The organism is Geomesophilobacter sediminis, from assembly GCF_016458275.1.
Taxonomy (GTDB): domain Bacteria; phylum Desulfobacterota; class Desulfuromonadia; order Geobacterales; family Geobacteraceae; genus Geomesophilobacter; species Geomesophilobacter sediminis.
This window is the reverse complement of the sequence record NZ_JAEMHM010000012.1, coordinates 36,473-54,578: the sequence shown is the minus strand read 5'-3', so window position 1 is coordinate 54,578 and position 18,106 is coordinate 36,473. Positions and strand designations below refer to the sequence as shown.

Genomic DNA, 18,106 nt, shown 5'->3' with positions numbered 1-18,106 from the left:
TGAAAAATCAATGCGTTCCCAAGGTGGACCTTGGGAACGAGAATAATGTGCTGACCAAAATGTTTCAGGAGGACAGATGCAAATCGGTACGCCGTTGAAGAAAGGGGCCACGAAGATCATGCTGCTCGGCTCGGGCGAGCTGGGTAAAGAGGTGGTGATCGAGGCCCAGAGGCTGGGTGTCGAGGTGGTGGCGGTGGACCGCTACGTCGATGCGCCGGCCATGCAGGTGGCGCACCGCTGCCACGTGATCGACATGCTGAACGCCGAGGAGTTGGACCGGATCGTCCGCCAGGAAAGGCCGGACTTCATCGTTCCGGAGATCGAGGCGATCAACACCCAGTTCCTGCTCAAGCTGGAAGAGGAGGGGTTCAACGTCATCCCGACCGCCCGTGCCGCCAACCTGACCATGAACCGTGAAGGGATCCGGCGGCTCGCCGCCGAGGAGCTCGGGCTCCCGACCGCCGCCTACCGTTTTGCCAGCAGCCTCGAGGAGTTCCACGCGGGCGTCGCCGAGATCGGCCTTCCCTGCGTGGTGAAACCGATCATGAGCTCCTCCGGCAAAGGCCAAAGCGTCCTGCGCGAGGAAGCCAACATCGAAAAGTCCTGGCGCTATGCCATGGAAGGGGCGCGGGGCGCCTCGGACAAGGTCATCATCGAGGAATTCATTCCCTTTGATTACGAGATCACCCTGCTGACGGTCCGCTCCGCCCAAGGGACCGTTTTCTGCCCGCCGATCGGGCACCGCCAGGTGGACGGCGACTATCACGAGTCCTGGCAGCCGATGGGGATGACTCCCCCGGTGCTGGCCGAGTCGCAGCGCCAGGCGAAGCTCGTGACCGACGCCCTCGGCGGCCGCGGGATCTTCGGGGTCGAGCTCTTCATCAAAGGGGAGCAGGTCTGGTTCAGCGAGGTCTCGCCCCGTCCGCACGACACCGGGATGGTGACCATGATCTCGCAGAACGCCTCCGAGTTCGAGCTGCACGTCCGTGCGATCCTCGGGCTTCCGGTCCCGGCGGTGATGAACCTGGCTCCGTCGGCGTCCCACGTTATCCTTGCCGAGGATGCCGCGCAGGAGGTCCGGTTCGAAGGGTTGGTCGACGCGCTCACCGTACCGGGTACCAAGCTCCGTCTCTTTGGTAAGCCGGACACCAGGAAGAACCGCCGGATGGGGGTCGTGGTGACCGACGGTGCTGACACCGACGAGGCGCGCGCCAAGGCCGAGCAGGCCGCCCACGCCGTGCGGATCGTGAAGGCGTAACCGCACCCCATCGTCTCCCTGACCCTACCCTGGAAGGGGAGGGGACGTTATTGCCAGGAACGTAGATAGTCTGCACCGGACACCTGGAGCGGCACCAATTACTTCTCGGAGGGCACGAATGGTATATGCGGCAAAAGTAGCGGACGTCCCTGATTGGGGGAAGAAAGTCGTTGAAGTCGAGGGGAAAGAGCTCCTCCTGGTCAAGACCAAGGGGCAGGTGTACGCCTGCGAAACCGAGTGTCCGCACCAGGGGGCTCCGATGAGCGGGGCGCTGGTCAAAGAGGCGGGGTTCATTTCCTGCCAGCGCCACGGTTACCGTTTCGATCTGACCACCGGCGTCTGCGCGGCACACCCGGAGTGCGACCCGCTGAGGATTTATCCGGTCGAGATCCGCGGCGACGAGATCTGGGTCGAAGCGTAATTAACCCACAACCACGCTCACGGCGTTCCCTCCCCTTCAAGGGGAGAGACTAATCTCCCCCCAGCCCCTTGCCAAAGGGGGAGGGTAGGTCGTGGGTTGCCAGTTAAAAAACCTGTTGACTTATCGGAGTTTTCGCGATAGATTCTACCGCTCGCCCGTCTGTGTCCAGATTCGGGCGGGTGCTGTTCTGCAAATCCAGGAAAAAGGTGGTGAAAGTACATGTACGCAGTAGTTAAAACCGGAGGGAAGCAGTACAAAGTTTCCGAGGGCGACTTCCTGAAAGTCGAGAAGTTGGAGGGTGCGGTGGGTGACACCATCACTCTTTCCGAAGTCCTGATGGTTGGCGGCGATAAGGTTGTTATCGGAACACCTTTAGTGCCCAGCGCCTCTGTGGTCGGCAAAATTGTCGAGCAGGGCAAAGACAAGAAGATTCTCGTCTTCAAGTCCAAGCGCCGGAAGGATTCCAGGAAACTCAACGGGCACCGTCAACTCAGAACGATCGTCAAGATCGAGAAGATCAACGCCTAGTACATAATCATCGACGGTGCTTGATAGTAATACGGAGCAAGCCGTCACAAGGAGTTAGGAAATGGCACACAAGAAAGGCGTCGGCAGTTCCCGCAACGGCCGCGACTCCGACGGCCAAAGGCTTGGCTGCAAGAAGTTCGGCGGCGAGGCGGTGAAAGCCGGCAACATCATCTACCGTCAGCGCGGCACCAAAATCCACCCGGGGAACAACGTGGGCCTCGGGAAGGACTACACCCTCTACGCCCTCATCGAAGGCGTGGTGAAGTTCGAGCGGATGGGCAAGGACCGCAAGAAGGTCTCCGTCTACCCGGCGAACTAGTAGTCCCGACATACCAAGAGCGCAAAAGCCCGGAGCCCCATGGTCCGGGCTTTTGCCGTTTGCATCCCTTGATCCGATTAGTTCCCTCTCCCACAGGAGAGGATTTGGGTGAGGGGGGTGCCACTAGGAGAACTCTCTCACCCCACCCCTCTCCCCGAGGGCGAGGGGTGGGGTGGTCCAGGTTTTATACAGGAAAGATCATGAGCTTCATCGATGAAGTAAAGATAAACGTGAAATCCGGCGACGGCGGGCCAGGGTGCGTCTCGTTTCGCCGCGAAAAGTTCATCCCCCGCGGCGGCCCGGATGGCGGCGACGGCGGCAAGGGTGGGGACGTCATCTTCAAGGTGGCGCGGCAGCTCTCCACCCTGATGGACCTGCGCCAGCAACCGCACCAGAAGGCGGAGCGGGGCCGGAACGGGATGGGAAAAGACCGGCACGGCGCCAACGGTGCGCCGGTGACCATCCTCGTCCCGCAGGGAACCGTCATCAAGGACGCCGAGACCGGCGAGATCCTGGCGGACCTGACCGAGCCGGATTCGTCCATCGTATTGCTGAAGGGGGGCCGGGGCGGGCAGGGTAATGCCCGTTTCGCGACCTCTACCCACAAGGCGCCGAAGTTCGCCCAGCCGGGCGAGCCCGGTGAAGAGCGCTGGGTCCGGCTGGAACTCAAGCTGATGGCCGACGTTGGCCTCCTGGGAATGCCGAGCGTGGGGAAATCATCGCTCATCACCAAGATCTCCGCGGCGCGCCCCAAGATCGCCGATTACCCGTTCACCACCCTCAAGCCCAACCTCGGCGTGGTGCAATACAAGAACTACCGCTCCTTTGTCATGGCGGACATTCCCGGGCTGATCGAGGGAGCCAGCGAGGGGGCGGGGCTCGGCCACCGTTTTCTCAAGCACCTGGAGCGGACCGGCCAGCTGCTCCACCTGCTGGACCTGAGCTGGATGCCGGAGCGCGATCCGATCCAGGAGTACGAAGCGCTCAACCGCGAGCTCGCCCTCTTCAATCCGGAGCTGGCCGAGAAGCGGCAGACCGTGGTGGTGAACAAGATCGACCTGCCCCACGTGCGGGAGAACCTGGCCAAGGTGCTGCCCTATTTCGAGGAGCGCGGCATCAAGGTGTTCCCGATCTCGGCGGCAACCGGGGAGGGGATCCCGGAGCTTCTGGACGACATCGCCCATAACCTTTGGGGGGAACCGGACGAGACCTGGTAACGGCCGGAAACCCGTCCGCACCCCGCCCGGTAAAGGCTTGCGCTCTCGCGCGTGAGCTTGAAGGGGAGGGGCGCCTTGGCGACTGAAGAGTAATGGAAAAGGGGCACAGCCATGTTTACGCTGTGCCCCTTTTCTTGTCTGTTTCCCGGCGCTTTTGCGGTGGAAGCGCCCTGCCGGGCACGAGTTCTTTTCTAGACAACTTCCCTGATGATCGCGGTGTACATCGGTTCCCGGTCGGTCTGGGTGGCCGCGACCACCATCTCGACATCGACCGTTTCGCCAAACCGTATCACCCGCACCCGAAGGCTTTCCGCGTTCAGCCCCGCTCCCGACGTGAACCGTTCCTGCAATGCCTCTCCTTCCGAAAGCAGCTCGAAGATGGGCGTCCCGAGAAGGTCCTGTCGCGACCTCCCGAAGAGCATTTCCCCCCTCTGGTTCACGATCACGATCTTCCCGTCCCGAAGGAACGTGACTACCGGAATTCCCGCCAGCTCGATCAGCTTCCGGAAACGCTCGTCGGCCTCCCGCGTTTGCACGGTCCGGGTCGCGAGCTCGTCCATCAGGTCATTCAGGGCATCGACCAGGGTCCCGATCTCGTCTTCCGAGGTGTGCTGCAGCTTTTCGGAGAAGTTGCCGGTTTGCTTCACCCGGACCAGGGCCTCGGACACGCGGGTGACCGGATCGATGATGTGGCGTCTCAGCACCGCACCGAGCACCGAGACCACGATAAGGAAAACCACGCTGCGTGCCACCAACTCGAATCGCAGGCTGGTGCCGAGATTGGCATAAAGGTCTTTGACCGGGATGCTGACCGATACGGCTCCGATGACCTCGCCGACCTTGTAATTGTAGGAGTAATGACCCGGCGGGAAGCGGCGCTTGATGAAGTTCGGCGCCGACTCGAAGGTGCCGTGGCATTGGAGGCAGGAGGGTGCCGCGAGCATCGGCTGCAGGTAACGGAAGTAGCGCTCCTCCCCCATTCGTACGATCCCGTAGACTTCGTGCGGGTGGCCGTCCCAGGAACGGAGCACGTCGGTTTCGTAAAGATCCGGGCGGTTGTTCGGGTTGCGGTAACGCAGGGAAACCTGGCGCAGGTAGTACTTGGTCTGGCCGGTCACCCGTTTCGCGACTGCGGTTGCGACGACCTGGGGCACGAGGTTGTAGTTTTCCTCAGGCTCCCCCTTTACCACGGAGGACATGTAATCGCGGGTCTGGATGACGAGGCTGGCGAAGCTGCGCGCATTCTGCAGGGCGAACTGGAGGATGAGCTTTTCCTGGCGCAGGTAGGTGAAGTAAGCGGCCGCAAGGAGCAGGACCAAAAGGAGGGCGGTCATGAGGACGTAAAACTTGGTCCGAAGGGTGTAGGTGAACCGGGGCATGCAACCTCCTGAGATCGTTACATGCCGCGAGTATACTGTCCGAGCCGGGAAAGGCAAGGGCACATGAGAGTGAAAACGGCCTGACTCCCATTAGTTGGCCCCTGCGGTCTCGGTAAACTTACGGCTCCCCCCCAGGGGAGGAGGAGCTTGATGACCTATTTCTTCTTGTGGCACTCGAAGCAAAGCGGGTCGGTTTCCCGGCGCTGCAGCTGGGCCTCACGGTTTTTCGGGACACCTTTGCCCATCAACTTCTCGCCCATCTTGTGGCAGGCGAAACAGTTTCTCCCCTGGAGGGCCTTGTGCATCTTGACCATTGCCGGGTTCTTGCTGTGGCATTCATTGCATTGGAAAGCGAAGGAGGCGGAGGCGAAGCAGAGGAGGAGGGACAGGGAGAACAACATTTTCATTGGCGATACCTCGAAACGATGTCTCCTTACCCCCCTTCCTGGCTCTGCCAAGCCGGGAAAGGGAGGATCAGAAGCAAAGGAGTAGCAAGGCCATGCTATCGGGTCGTCGGAACCGCGGCCTTGACCCAAGTCAAAACCGCGCGGATTGGGGATGGAGAAAAACAACTTTCCTTGGCGGCGGCTCTGTGGTACGTTTCCCTGCTTTTGCGAGTGCAGCAAGGCACCGAAACCGATCACAGGACGGATAGAACTATGGCGAAGATAATCTGTGTGGCGAATCAGAAGGGGGGAGTGGGGAAAACCACGACCGCGGTAAATCTCGCCGCTTCCCTGGCCGTTGCGGAGCGTCGGGTCCTCCTGGTGGACATGGACCCGCAGGGAAATGCGGGAAGCGGCGTCGGCGTGGACAAGTCCGGTCTGGAGCAGAGCATTTACGACGCCCTGATCGATGACGCGACCCCGGCCGCCCTGATCCTGGAGACGGAAGTCCCCTATCTCCACCTCTTGCCGGCGACCTCCGACCTCGCCGGCGCCGAGCTCGAACTGATCTCGGTTCCCGACCGCGAGCGCAAGCTCAAGGGAATCCTCACCGAGCTTTCCGCTTCCTACGATTACATTTTCATCGACTGCCCCCCCTCGCTGAGTCTGCTCACGGTCAATGCCATGACCGCCGCCGATTCGGTGCTGATCCCACTCCAGTGCGAGTTCTATGCGATGGAAGGGCTGTCGCAGATCCTCAAAACGATCAATCTGGTCCGTCAGGGGCTGAACCGCTCCCTGGGGATCGAAGGGATTCTGCTCACCATGTACGACGCGCGCAACAACCTTTCGCGCCAGGTGAGCGAGGAGATCCGGACCCACTTCGCGAACGAGACCTTCGAGACCGTCATCCCGCGCAACGTACGGCTCTCCGAGGCGCCGTCCCACGGCAAGCCGATCCTCCTCTACGACATCGCATCGAAGGGGGCGACGAGCTATCTGGACCTGGCGAAGGAAATCCTGGACCGGGAGGTAGTCAATGGTTAAGCCCAAGATGGGACTGGGGAAGGGGATGGGAGCGCTTTTGCCGGTGGTCGAAGACCGCGGCGGCAACAAGTACTTCTCCTGCCCGATCGAAGAGATCAAGCCGAACAAGGAACAGCCGCGCAAGACCTTCGTCAACGAGAAGCTGGAAGAGCTGGCTGCGTCGATCCGCGAGAAGGGGATCATCCAGCCGCTGGTGGTGATCAAGAAGGGAAACCACTACGAGATCATCGCCGGTGAGCGGCGCTGGCGGGCGGCCCAGAAGGCGGGGCTGCGCGAAGTGCCGGTGGTTATCCAGGACGTCTCCGAGGACACCGCGCTGGAGATGGCCCTCATCGAGAACATCCAGCGTGAAGACCTGAACGCGGTGGAGGAAGCCGAGGCATACCATGCCCTTTTGGAGCGTTTCGCGCTTTCCCAGGAGGAACTGGCCAAGCGGGTGGGGAAGGAACGCTCTACGATCGCCAACGCGCTGCGCCTTTTGCGCCTTCCCGCCGAGATCAAGCGGGACGTCGTCGAGGACCGCCTCACCATGGGGCACGCCCGCGCCCTTTTGACCCTCGAAAGCGAGGAAGAGCAGAAGCAGGCCCGGGACGAGATCGTCAAGGGACACCTTTCGGTGCGAGAGGCCGAGGCGCTGGTGAAAAAGCTGAAGGCCCCGCAAAAGCCGAAGCCGGCGAAGAAGGGGGATGATCCCGAGCTCAAGGACCTGGTGGAGCGGATTCAGCGCCACTTCAAGGCCAAGGTGGCGATCAAGAAGGCCGGCCGCGGCGGAAAGCTGGAGATCAGCTTCGGGGACCAGAAAGAGCTGGGCAGGATCGTGGATTTGTTGAACCTCTGAACCCCCTCCACACCCTGTCCTTCGCAAGCCGCGCCGTCGTGCGCGACCCTGGAAGGAGAGGGGACGACCGGGCAAGTGGCATCAATTGGGTCGTTTTGGTCCCTTTTGTCGTTTGGTTCGCTGAAGCGCCTTTAGCAAAAATTAATTGGCCGGCCGGCATCTGGCCACCGTCGCGCGCCCCCTATTCCTAATCCTGTTCCAAAAGCTTTGCCGGTTCAATGAGATGCGCGACTCCCCCGCCGAAAGTCGGCTTCCGGCGCGGCCTGCCAAGTGTAAACGCTGTATACAATATGCACCAAAAATGGAATAAATGGCTTGACACTAGAAGTTTTTGTGTGGTAGTTACCACCTGTTTTACGTACCCCCCCCCTGTATCTGCCGTCCCGGACTAAATAGCTAAAAATGCCATACAAGAGGTGGTTTGGTGATCAATCTAGATTTAGCATTCGTTTTCCAGCTGGTTAACTTCATCGTTCTGGTCATCGTGCTGAACGTCTTCCTGTACAAGCCGATCAGGAAGCAGCTCGCCGACCGGGCGGGCCAGATCAGCGGAGCCAAAGAGAAAAGCGCCGCGGTCGACAAAGAGGTCCAGGAAAAGCTGGCTGCTTACGAAGCAAAAATGCGTGAGATCCGCTCCAGCGCGGCCGACGAGCGTGGCGCCCTGAAGAAGGATGCCATGGAGCAGGAAGCCGCCATTCTCGAGAAGGCACGCACCGAGGCTACCGATACCCTGAACAGCATCAAGGGTAAAGTCGCCAAGGAGGCCGAGGAGGCCCGCCGTCTCCTCAAGGCGAGCGCGGAGTCGCTGTCTGCCGATATCTGCGAGAAAGTTCTGGGGAGGAGTCTGTAGCATGCAAAAACATCGTACTACCCGCCCGGCGGTTGCCGCCGTTTCCACCCTTGCCTTCTGCCTGGTCCTCGTGGGGCTCGCCGCCGCAGGTTTTGGCGCCGAGCACGAAGGTGCGCACCACGTTGATACCGCCGCCCAGATGAAAGACCTCGGCTGGCGCTTCCTCAACTTCGCGGTCCTGGTCGGGATCGCCGTCTGGGCGATCAAAAAGGCCGACGTGAAGGGGAGCCTCGCCGCGCGCCGCTCCGGCATCGAGCGGCAGCTCAAAGAGGCGGTCGAAGCGAAAGAGGCCGCCGAGGCCAAGTTCGCCGAGTACAGCCAGCGTCTTGAGCAGGCCAACCAGGAGATCGAAGTGATCTCCGCCAACATGCGCGCTGAAGGCGAGAAAGAGAAAGAGCGGATCATCGCCGAAGCTCACGAAGCCGCCGACCGCATCAAGGCCCAGGCCGAAACCGCTGCGGCCCAGGAAGTCCTCAAGGCTAAGAGCGAACTCCGCGCCGAGGCCGCCCGCCTTGCCATCGAGCTCGCCGAGCAGAAAATCCGGACCAACATTGCCAAAGACGACCAGGACAAGCTGGTGGGCGAATATATCTCCAAGGTGGTGACGCTACATTGAGTACTAACGCTATTGCCAAACGTTACGCCAAGGCTCTCGTGCAGATCGGCTCCGAAGAAGGGGCCGTGGACCGCTACAACGGCGAACTCGCCCGTTTCAGCGCACTGCTCTCCGGAAGCCGCGAGCTCAGCTCCGTATTCGGCAACCCCGCATACGGCATAGAGTCGAAGAGGGGGATCCTCCAGGATCTCGTGGCCAAGAGCCAGCTCTCTCCGATCGTCTCCAACCTCCTCATGCTCCTGCTCGAGCGCGGCCGCCTTTCGGTGCTGCCGCTCATCGCCGAGAGCTACGGAGCATACGCGGACCAGATCTCCGGCATCGTCCGTCCGACCCTGACCTCCGGGATTCCCCTGGACGAGGGTCAGGTCGAGGAGATCCGCAAGGCGCTTGCCTCCGCCACCGGGAAAAAGGTCACGCTCAAAGTCGAGGTCGATCCTACGCTCATCGGCGGGGTAGTTACCAAGATCGGCGACAAGGTATTCGACGGGAGCGTTAAAACTCAGTTAGCAAGAATTCAGGATACATTACAGAAGGGGTGAGACGGTTCTATGGAAATCAAAGCGGAAGAAATCAGCGAGATTATCAAGAAGCAGATCAAGGAGTACGGCAAAGAGGTCGAGGTAGCCGAGACCGGTACCATCATCTCCATCGGTGACGGTATTGCCCGTATTCATGGTCTTGACAAGGCAATGGCCGGTGAGCTCCTCGAGTTCCCGGGCGGCGTCGCGGGCATGTGCCTCAACCTCGAAGAAGACAACGTCGGTGCGGCAATTCTCGGCGACTTCTCCGAGATCAAAGAAGGCGACACCGTCAAGCTGACCGGCAGGATCGTCGAGGTACCGGTGGGCGAGGCCCTCGTCGGGCGCGTCGTCAACGCGATCGGCCAGCCGATCGACGGCCAGGGCCCGATCAACACCACCACCTTCGGCAAGGTCGAGGTGAAGGCCCCCGGCATCGTCAAGCGTAAGTCGGTCCACCAGCCGATGCAGACCGGCCTCAAGGCGATCGACTCCATGGTTCCGATCGGGCGTGGCCAGCGCGAGCTGATCATCGGCGACCGTCAGACCGGCAAGACCGCGGTCGCGATCGACACGATCATCAACCAGAAAGGCGGCGACGTCGTCTGCATCTACGTCGCGATCGGCCAGAAGCGTTCCACCGTTGCCCAGGTCGTTTCCAAGCTGAAAGAGCACGGCGCCATGGATTACACCATCATCGTCGCCGCTACCGCTTCCGAGCCGGCTCCGCTGCAGTTCATCGCACCGTACACCGGCGTCACCATGGGCGAGTTCTTCCGCGACAAAGGGAAGCACGCCCTGATCATCTACGATGACCTTTCCAAGCAGGCCGTGGCCTACCGCCAGCTTTCCCTGCTGCTCCGCCGTCCGCCGGGGCGTGAAGCTTACCCGGGCGACGTCTTCTACCTTCACAGTCGTCTCCTCGAGCGTGCCTGCAAGGTTTCCGACGAGTGCGGCGCCGGCTCGCTGACCGCCCTTCCGGTCATCGAGACCCAGGCGGGTGACGTTTCCGCGTACATCCCGACCAACGTCATCTCGATCACCGACGGCCAGATCTACCTCGAATCCGACCTCTTCTACTCCGGCGTCCGTCCGGCGATCAACGTCGGTCTCTCGGTTTCCCGCGTCGGCGGTTCCGCCCAGGTTAAGGCGATGAAGCAGGTTGCCGGTACCCTCCGTCTGGCACTCGCCCAGTACCGTGAGATGGCCGCGTTCGCCCAGTTCGGCTCCGACCTCGACAAGGCCACCCAGATGCAGCTTGCCCGTGGCGCCCGTCTGGTCGAGATCCTCAAGCAGCCGCAGTACCGGCCGATCCCGAACGAGAAGCAGGTTCTCGTCATCTTCGCCGCCAACAACGGCTACGTCGACGACTACCCGGTCAACTCGCTGGGCCGCTACGAGCAGGAACTTTACGCTTTCTTCGACTCCAGGAAGGCGAACATCCTGACCGAACTCCGCGACAAGAAGGCTATCGACGACACTCTGAAGGCCGAGATCGTCGCCGCCCTCGAAGAGTTCAAGAAGGAATTTACTGCCTAATCCAAGGACGGGAAGCGTATGGCGAACCTAAAAGCGATTAAGAAGCGGATCGTATCCGTTAAGAATACCGGGCAGATCACCAAGGCCATGAAGATGGTCTCGGCGGCCAAGCTGCGCCGGGCCCAGGAAAACGTGGTCGCCGCCCGCCCCTACGCCGGCAAGCTCGGCGAGGTGCTGGAGCGCCTGGCGAAGAGCCAGGAGTCCGACCCCAGCCCGTTGATGGTGAAGCGGGACGGCGGTCGCGCCCTGCTCGTCGTGGTCACTTCCGACCGTGGCCTCTGTGGCGGCTTCAACGCCAACATCATCAAGGCGGCCGAGCGCTTCATCAAAGGGCGCTCCGGTGAGTTCAAGGAAATCACCCTGCTGACCCTGGGTCGCAAGGGGTACGAATTCCTCAGAAACCGCCACACGGTCCGCAAGCACCACGGCGACGTTTTCTCCACCCTTTCCTACCCGACCGCGGCCCTGGTCGCCCGGGAGATCATCGAGGGGTATCTGGCGGAAGAGTACGACGAGGTCTTCGTGCTCTACAACGCCTTCCGCTCCGTCATGAGCCAGGACATCACCCTGGAGCAGCTCCTGCCGGTCGTGCCGAAAGCGGTGGAAACCGAGGAGCAGGCGGTCGAGTACATCTACGAGCCCTCCAAGGCGGCACTTCTGGACGAGCTCCTTCCCAAGCACATCGAGGTGCAGCTCTTCAAGGCGCTCCTCGAGTCGGTGGCCGCCGAGCACGGTGCGCGGATGACCGCGATGGATTCCGCCTCCAAGAACGCCGCCGAGATGATCGGCAAGCTGACCCTGATTTACAACCGGGCCCGCCAGGCCGCCATCACCACGGAGCTGATGGAAATCATCTCCGGCGCCGAATCGATCAAAGGTTAGGTCTTACAAAAATAGTGGCCTTCCGGGCCGCAGGAGGAAGAGTTTAAATGAGTCAGAACATCGGAAAGATTTCGCAGGTCATCGGCGCGGTTATCGACGTCGAATTCGAGCCGGGGAAACTCCCGCCGATCTACAACGCCCTCAGGGTCACCAACCCGGCGATCGACGATCAGGAGAACAACCTGGTTCTGGAAGTCGCCCAGCACCTCGGTGAGAACGCCGTCCGTACCATCGCGATGGACTCCACCGATGGTCTGGTTCGCGGCCAGGACGTCACCGACACCGGCAAGCAGATCTCCGTGCCGGTCGGCCGCAAGACCCTGGGCCGCATCCTCAACGTTATCGGCGAGCCGGTCGACGAGATGGGTCCGGTTGGCGCCGACAAAGAGTACGGCATCCACCGCGACGCCCCCGCCTTCGTGGACCAGTCCACCAAGGTCGAGGCGTTCACCACCGGGATCAAGGTCGTCGACCTCCTCGCACCGTACGCCAGGGGCGGTAAGATCGGCCTCTTCGGCGGCGCCGGCGTTGGCAAGACCGTTCTCATCATGGAGCTGATCAACAACATCGCCAAGCAGCACGGCGGTTTCTCCGTTTTCGCCGGCGTCGGCGAGCGTACCCGCGAAGGGAACGACCTCTGGATGGAAATGAAAGAGTCCGGCGTTCTCGACAAGGCGGCCCTGGTCTACGGCCAGATGAACGAGCCCCCGGGGGCCCGTGCCCGCGTTGCGCTGACCGCGCTCTCCATCGCCGAGTACTTCCGTGACGAGGAAGGCCAGGACGTTCTCCTCTTCGTCGACAACATCTTCCGCTTCACCCAGGCGGGTTCCGAAGTTTCCGCGCTGCTCGGCCGTATCCCTTCCGCGGTCGGTTACCAGCCGACCCTGGCCACCGAGATGGGCGAGCTGCAGGAGCGCATCACCTCGACCAAGAAAGGTTCCATCACCTCGGTCCAGGCGATCTACGTACCGGCCGACGACCTTACCGACCCGGCTCCGGCTACCGCCTTCGCCCACCTCGACGCGACGACCGTTCTTTCCCGTCAGATCGCCGAGCTCGGCATCTACCCGGCGGTGGACCCGCTCGACTCTACCTCCCGTATTCTCGATCCCCAGGTCATCGGTGACGAGCACTACGGCGTGGCCCGCCAGGTTCAGTACGTGCTCCAGAAGTACAAGGACCTCCAGGACATCATCGCGATTCTTGGTATGGACGAGCTCTCCGAGGAAGACAAGCTGGTCGTTGCCCGCGCACGTAAGATCCAGCGTTTTCTCTCCCAGCCGTTCCACGTCGCCGAGGCGTTCACCGGTTCCCCGGGTAAATACGTCGAGCTGAAGGACACCATCAAAGGCTTCCAGGAAATCGTCGCCGGTAAGCACGACGACGTGCCCGAGCAGGCCTTCTACATGGTCGGCACCATCGAGGAAGCCCTCGAGAAAGCCAAGAAGCTCGCTGTTTAATTAGTTAGTGCATTCTGCGGGAGCACTTGACGGTGCTCCCGCTCTTGAAATGCCTGAATAACACATGCCGCGGCAGGGCGGATTTTCCGTCGGGCCGTGATAAGGGTCGGATATGGCAGAAAAACTCAAGGTTGAACTGGTAACCCCGTACCGCAAGGTGCTTTCCGAAGAGGCTGACGAGATCACCGCCACTGGTGCCCTCGGCGAATTCGGGGTGCTCCCGGGTCACGCACCGTTCCTCACCTCCCTCAAGATCGGCGAGCTCAGCTACAAGCAGAACGGGCAGGTGCACCACCTCGCGGTGAACTGGGGCTACTTCGAGGTCGAAGGGGACAAGGTCACCGTCCTCGTCGAAACCGCCGAGCGTGCCGACGAGATCGATCTGGAGCGTGCCAAGGCCGCCCTCGGGCGTGCCGAGACGCAGCTCAAGTCCCTCACCCCGGAAGACCACAACTTCCGCGTCTACGAGGCCGCTCTCGAGCGTGCCCTCATCAGGGTGCAGGTTGCCGGGAAAGCAAAGCTGTAACGGTAACCGGCAATATGGTGATAAGAAGAGCGACTCATAACCTGGGTCGCTCTTTTTTTATGTCCCGACGGCGTGGGTACGGCGCGATCCCGGATCTCCCATGAGTCCAGAACCTTTGCACTCCTGCCGGCGTTTGTAGTAAACTACGGCACCTGGCGACCCCCGGCCCGGAAAAGGTCGGCCCATCGCGGACGCCGATTCCTTTGTGCGCTAGAATGGTGGAGTTTTTTTCTGGAGCTCCCAACTTTCCGGGTACTGAGGAGCGGTACGCACGGGGCGATCATGGAATTCCGCCGGCTCTGCGAAAACCACAAGGGACAGCTCGCCGCCGCGCTTGGCGCCGCGGAAAGCCCGTCGCACCGTGCCGACATCCTGGTCCACGCGCTGTATGCCTTCAGCACCGAACTGCTGCCGTTGTTGGGGCGTCCCGGTCGTTCCGAGGAATACCTGCGGCGCCAGGAGGCGGCGTTGGACCTGGTGAGCTTTCTGGGGCTGGCCTTGGTGAAATGCGGGGACCGACGCGGCACCGCGGTGCTCGTCGAGGTCGGCGAAGGGTGTGTCGACCCGCTCCTTAAGAAAAAGTTCGAGGTGTATGCCCAGGAACTGCTCGCCAAGTCCGCACCGGCGCCGGCCGTGGCGCCGGTGCGTCGCCCCTTGCTGCTGGCCATCTTGGTCTGCACCCTGGTACTCCTTTCCGCCGGGGCTTTTTGGGTCCGGCACCAGGGGCGACCGATTCCTAAGTCGCATGCCGAGGAGTGGGCGGCGCCGGATACGGTCTTCGAGCCGCCCGCCTTGCCCTTGCTTCCGAAGGCGGGGCGCCCCGTCGGTCGCGAGGCGCGTGTCGAGTCGGAGCCGGAACTCCCTGAGGTGCATGCCCCGGGCGCCGATCCGGCACCCCCGGCGGCCCGCACCACCAAAGTCCGGGTGGTCAACGACCAAATCCTGGTCCCGGTCACCCTGAAAAGCGGCGCGGAAAGCATCGCGGTGGACCTGGTGCTCGATACCGGGGCCACCCGGACCGCGGTCTTTGACACGGTCGCCGCCCGGCTGAAGTTGGACCTGCACACAGCCCGGGCCGCGCGGTCCGAGCTCGCCGACGGGAGGGTGATACCGTCCGCCATCGTGCGCATCGATGCCATCAACGTGGGGCCGTTCTCCCATGCCGGCTTCGACGTCGAGGTATTTCCCTACAGCGGCGGCGAGACCCCGCACTTGGGTCTTTTGGGGATGGATTTTCTGGGCAAGCACCGCTACCAGTTGGATCTGGAAAACGGACTGATCCACTGGCTTTGAAATATATTGGGTTGGAAGGGGGGAGACGTGCAGATCGTCGAGGTATGCCAAAAGCTGGAAAAATACCTGGCCAGCCGCGCCAGTTCGGAGGAGCGGGTAGTTGGCGGCGTCGAGGCGCTGAGCCGGATTTTCGGCGTGAAAAGGGACGAAGTCGCTTTCTTCATGCTGGATCCGGTGGAGGAGTGCTTCCGTTTCGTCTGGCCCGCCGAGATGAGAAACTCCGGCACCATCCCGGCGAACGCCGACCGCTCGCTGGTGGCGATTACCGCCCGGGAGCGCAAGGGGATCATCAACAACTCCTTTGCCTCCACCCCGCATTTCTTCGTGTTCGAAAAGACTGCCCAGATCCAGAAGATTATGAGCGCCCCGATGCTGAAAGGAAACGAGCTGAGGGGAGTGATCCAGGTCTCGCGCAAAGGGACCTCGACCGATCTCGCCCTGCGCAATTTCACCCAGCCGGAGGTCGATGCGCTCTGCGCGCTGGCCAACGTCATCGCCCAGTTTCTGTGACTGCAAAAGGGGATACCGCAAAGCCGCGCCAAAGGTCGGCCCTGGCAACGCTTCGGGTCATGTTTTACTCCGTTTGTGCCGGTTCGCCTCAGCAGGGGGTGCCGACGGCGGTCGGGGAGGTACGGCGGGCTGGACCGAGGGACCTTGCCGGCGGGGTCGACCGTTTCGTCGATGCCTCCGGTGAATTGAGGCTGCTTTTCCCGGGAGTCCTCCCCGTTGCGGCCCCCTTCATCCTGTTCCGACTCAAGCGCGAAGGTTTTTCCCGCTGCCGCGCCGAGGCGACCCGCGACGGCATCCTGGTCACCGCCCACCGCTAAACCTTGAAATGCGGAACTTAACGGGCATACCCAAACGTCCCCTCTCCTTCAAGGAGAGGGACAGGGTGAGGATGGGGTTCGTCAAAGGGGGGTACTCGTTGGTAACCTCTTATTGTTACGACCCTTTTTTGATAAATAAAAGCGGCCCGGACTGGTTTCCCCGTCCGGGCCGCTTGCATTGCTGCCGTACCAAACCTGATCCGTCAGGCGCACATCAGCTCATCTTGCCGATTTCGAAGCCGATCTGCTCCAGCGGGAGCACCACGTCGGCGACCCCACCTTCGACGCAGGCCCTCGGCATCCCGTAGATGGTCGAGGTTTCCTCGTTCTGCACCAGCGTCAAGCCGCCTTTGCTCTTCAGAAGCTTCATTCCCTTGAACCCGTCGTTACCCATCCCGGTGAGGATGACCCCGAGCATGGAGCCGTTGCTCGCCTCGGCCATGCTGGAGATCATCTGGTCGACCGAAGGGATGTAGATGTATTGCGGGAATTCCGAAGTCGGCGCGATCTTGACGCTGAGCTGAGCGCCGCTCTTGACGATCGAGGTGTGCATGCCGCCCGGGGCGATCAGCACCTGACCCCCTTTGACGATGTCGCCGTTGACCGCTTCCTTGACGGTGAGGGAGCACTTGGCGTTGAGCCGCTCGGCGTAGGGGCCGGTGAAGGCCTTGGGCATGTGGATCGCCACCACGATCCCGTGCGGGAAATTCCCCGGAATCCGGGAGATGACCTCCTGGAGCGCCACCGGACCTCCGGTGGAAGCGCCGATGCCGACGCAGCCGACCCGCTTGTGCCCGAACCGGGAGGGGGCGACGCTGGCCGTGGTGGGGCGGAGGATGCCCGGCGTAGGGGGAGCGATGGCCCGACGCAGTACCCGGGAGCGGGCCGCCTCGTTTACCTTGGCCAGAAGCGCTTCCTGGAAAATCCGCTGGGCGTCTTTCGAATCGCTCACGTTTTTGGGTACGTAGTCGACCGCCCCCGCTTCGAGCGCTTCAAAGGTGGCCTTGGCCCCTTCGCAGGTCAGGGTGGACACCATGATGACCCGGGTCGGCTGCTTGGCCATGATCTGTTTCAACGCGGCAATGCCGTCCATGCGCGGCATCTCGACGTCCATGGTGATCAGGTCCGGCTTGAGCGCAAGCGCTTTTTCCACGCCTTCCATGCCGTCGGCGGCAACACCGACGACATCGATACCGGGGGTCCGGCTCAGGATCCCGCGGATCGCCATCCGCATGAACGACGAGTCGTCGACGATGAGTACTCTCAATTTAGCTGGTTGTGCCGGTAGCATGCTGGGTCAGGCTCCTATCTGCTGGAAGATTGACCGTACGATATCCTGGATTTCCGGAACCCGGTCCTCCAATTCGTAACAGAAACGTTCAACGTCGAGGTCGGCGACGTTCGGGGCGTATCCCTTGAGGATCGACCAGGCCGGTTCGTCGGCGAGGTTGAAGGAGACCCAGGCCTGCCCGCCGTAGTCGAGTTGGCAGACCGAACAGAAAAGGTCGGCGAGATTGACGATGGCGCACAGGGTCGGGTCGAGTTTCGCCTCTTTCGGGGCGTGATGCAGGGCGATGACCTCGCAGTAGTCCGGAGGGAAATTCCACTTCTGCGCGATGCAGTAGCCGACCTCGGTATGGGAGGTCCCCATGAATTCCCGCTCCTTGTCCACCAGGCGGAACGGTTGCCCCTTGACGGAGTCAAGCATCTTCTTGAACAGATCCTGGCGGTAGTAGCTCAGGAAGACCTCGCCGATGTCGTGGACGATGCCGACCAGGTAGGCCTTCTCCGTGTCCGGGTAGCGGACCCGCTGCGCGATGATCTTGGAAACGACTCCGACGCCGAACGAGTGCTCCCAGAAGGTGCGGATGTCGAAGATCCCGTCGCGTCCCTGGAAGACGTCGACGAAGGAGCAGGTGAACGCGAGTTCCCTGATGTGTCGAAAACCCAGGTAGATGAGGGCGCGCTTGACCGACTTTATCTCGTGGGCGGGCTTGTACAGGGGCGAGTTGACCATTTTGATGACGCGGGCGGCCAGAACCTGATCCGACAGGATCATGTCCGCCACCTCGTCCAGTTCCACGCCGGGACGGTCCAGAAGCTCGATGACCCTGGTGGCGACCTGGGGAATGGTGGGGAGGTCGACGAAGCTTTCCACCATCTCCTTAGCCTTCTGTATCATGGCGACGTTTTCCATACCTG

General features: G+C 61.7%; 21 protein-coding genes. 17 read left to right on the top strand and 4 right to left on the bottom strand.

Annotation, left to right across the window (positions count from 1 at the left end):
• Nucleotides 1-76: 76 nt before the first annotated feature.
• From purT to obgE, 5 genes are all read left to right on the top strand, one after another.
• A complete protein-coding gene (gene purT, locus JFN93_RS15205; protein ID WP_199384955.1) occupies nt 77-1,258 on the top strand; it encodes a formate-dependent phosphoribosylglycinamide formyltransferase in 1,182 nt (393 codons plus the stop codon).
• 118 nt (nt 1,259-1,376) lie between these two features.
• Nucleotides 1,377-1,679 carry a Rieske (2Fe-2S) protein gene (locus tag JFN93_RS15200; protein ID WP_199384954.1) on the top strand — a complete coding sequence of 101 codons (303 nt, stop codon included), beginning with the start codon at nt 1,377-1,379 and terminating at the stop codon, nt 1,677-1,679.
• A 219-nt stretch (nt 1,680-1,898) separates the two neighbouring features.
• The gene (gene rplU, locus JFN93_RS15195) at nt 1,899-2,207 is read left to right on the top strand and encodes a 50S ribosomal protein L21 (protein ID WP_199384953.1); all 309 of its coding nucleotides are present in this window, start codon (nt 1,899-1,901) and stop codon (nt 2,205-2,207) included.
• Nucleotides 2,208-2,268: 61 nt separating this feature from the next.
• Nucleotides 2,269-2,526, top strand: coding sequence for a 50S ribosomal protein L27 (rpmA, locus tag JFN93_RS15190; protein ID WP_199384952.1), 258 nt, complete (start codon nt 2,269-2,271; stop codon nt 2,524-2,526).
• A 200-nt stretch (nt 2,527-2,726) separates the two neighbouring features.
• Nucleotides 2,727-3,743, top strand: a complete 1,017-nt coding sequence (gene obgE, locus JFN93_RS15185) for a GTPase ObgE (RefSeq protein WP_199384951.1) — start codon at nt 2,727-2,729, stop codon at nt 3,741-3,743.
• Between the two features lie 191 nt (nt 3,744-3,934).
• On the opposite strand, the gene JFN93_RS15180 is transcribed toward obgE, so the two are convergent.
• Nucleotides 3,935-5,122 (bottom strand): c-type heme family protein, encoded by a 1,188-nt coding sequence (locus JFN93_RS15180; RefSeq protein ID WP_199384950.1) that lies wholly within the window; start codon nt 5,120-5,122, stop codon nt 3,935-3,937.
• 155 nt (nt 5,123-5,277) lie between these two features.
• Nucleotides 5,278-5,529: a cytochrome c3 family protein gene (locus tag JFN93_RS15175; protein ID WP_236021750.1), complete on the bottom strand. Its 252-nt coding sequence runs from the start codon at nt 5,527-5,529 to the stop codon at nt 5,278-5,280.
• Between the two features lie 252 nt (nt 5,530-5,781).
• Here JFN93_RS15175 and JFN93_RS15170 point away from each other — a divergent pair, with 252 nt between their 5' ends.
• The 12 genes from JFN93_RS15170 (at nt 5,782) to JFN93_RS15115 (ending at nt 15,904) form a co-directional block, all read left to right on the top strand.
• Nucleotides 5,782-6,555: a ParA family protein gene (locus tag JFN93_RS15170; RefSeq protein ID WP_199384949.1), complete on the top strand. Its 774-nt coding sequence runs from the start codon at nt 5,782-5,784 to the stop codon at nt 6,553-6,555.
• A complete protein-coding gene (locus JFN93_RS15165) occupies nt 6,548-7,393 on the top strand; it encodes a ParB/RepB/Spo0J family partition protein (protein WP_199384948.1) in 846 nt (281 codons plus the stop codon). Before JFN93_RS15170 ends, JFN93_RS15165 begins: the two co-directional genes overlap by 8 nt.
• A 424-nt stretch (nt 7,394-7,817) precedes the next feature.
• Entirely contained in the window at nt 7,818-8,243 is a 426-nt protein-coding gene (locus JFN93_RS15160) for an ATP synthase F0 subunit B (protein WP_199384947.1), read from the top strand.
• Between the two features lies 1 nt (nt 8,244).
• Nucleotides 8,245-8,859 (top strand): F0F1 ATP synthase subunit B family protein, encoded by a 615-nt coding sequence (locus JFN93_RS15155; RefSeq protein ID WP_199384946.1) that lies wholly within the window; start codon nt 8,245-8,247, stop codon nt 8,857-8,859.
• On the top strand, nt 8,856-9,398 hold the full coding sequence (gene atpH, locus JFN93_RS15150) for an ATP synthase F1 subunit delta (protein WP_199384945.1): 543 nt from the start codon (nt 8,856-8,858) through the stop codon (nt 9,396-9,398). The genes JFN93_RS15155 and atpH overlap by 4 nt, the downstream gene beginning before the upstream one ends.
• A 9-nt stretch (nt 9,399-9,407) precedes the next feature.
• Complete coding sequence (atpA, locus tag JFN93_RS15145) at nt 9,408-10,916, top strand: F0F1 ATP synthase subunit alpha (RefSeq protein WP_199384944.1); 1,509 nt, start codon at nt 9,408-9,410, stop codon at nt 10,914-10,916.
• A gap of 18 nt (nt 10,917-10,934) precedes the next feature.
• On the top strand, nt 10,935-11,798 hold the full coding sequence (gene atpG, locus JFN93_RS15140) for an ATP synthase F1 subunit gamma (protein WP_199384943.1): 864 nt from the start codon (nt 10,935-10,937) through the stop codon (nt 11,796-11,798).
• A gap of 47 nt (nt 11,799-11,845) precedes the next feature.
• Nucleotides 11,846-13,258: a F0F1 ATP synthase subunit beta gene (atpD, locus tag JFN93_RS15135; RefSeq protein WP_199384942.1), complete on the top strand. Its 1,413-nt coding sequence runs from the start codon at nt 11,846-11,848 to the stop codon at nt 13,256-13,258.
• Between the two features lie 112 nt (nt 13,259-13,370).
• A complete protein-coding gene (locus JFN93_RS15130) occupies nt 13,371-13,784 on the top strand; it encodes a F0F1 ATP synthase subunit epsilon (RefSeq protein ID WP_199384941.1) in 414 nt (137 codons plus the stop codon).
• 282 nt (nt 13,785-14,066) lie between these two features.
• Nucleotides 14,067-15,077 (top strand): retropepsin-like aspartic protease family protein, encoded by a 1,011-nt coding sequence (locus JFN93_RS15125; RefSeq protein WP_199384940.1) that lies wholly within the window; start codon nt 14,067-14,069, stop codon nt 15,075-15,077.
• Between the two features lie 27 nt (nt 15,078-15,104).
• On the top strand, nt 15,105-15,587 hold the full coding sequence (locus tag JFN93_RS15120) for a GAF domain-containing protein (protein ID WP_199384939.1): 483 nt from the start codon (nt 15,105-15,107) through the stop codon (nt 15,585-15,587).
• Nucleotides 15,588-15,646: 59 nt separating this feature from the next.
• Nucleotides 15,647-15,904, top strand: coding sequence for a hypothetical protein (locus JFN93_RS15115; protein WP_199384938.1), 258 nt, complete (start codon nt 15,647-15,649; stop codon nt 15,902-15,904).
• Nucleotides 15,905-16,118: 214 nt separating this feature from the next.
• On the opposite strand, the gene JFN93_RS15110 is transcribed toward JFN93_RS15115, so the two are convergent.
• Together JFN93_RS15110 and JFN93_RS15105 are read right to left on the bottom strand one after the other, a co-directional pair.
• Nucleotides 16,119-17,195: a protein-glutamate methylesterase/protein-glutamine glutaminase gene (locus JFN93_RS15110; protein WP_199384937.1), complete on the bottom strand. Its 1,077-nt coding sequence runs from the start codon at nt 17,193-17,195 to the stop codon at nt 16,119-16,121.
• 6 nt (nt 17,196-17,201) lie between these two features.
• Nucleotides 17,202-18,101, bottom strand: a complete 900-nt coding sequence (locus JFN93_RS15105; protein WP_199384936.1) for an HDOD domain-containing protein — start codon at nt 18,099-18,101, stop codon at nt 17,202-17,204.
• Between the last annotated feature and the right edge of the window lie 5 nt (nt 18,102-18,106).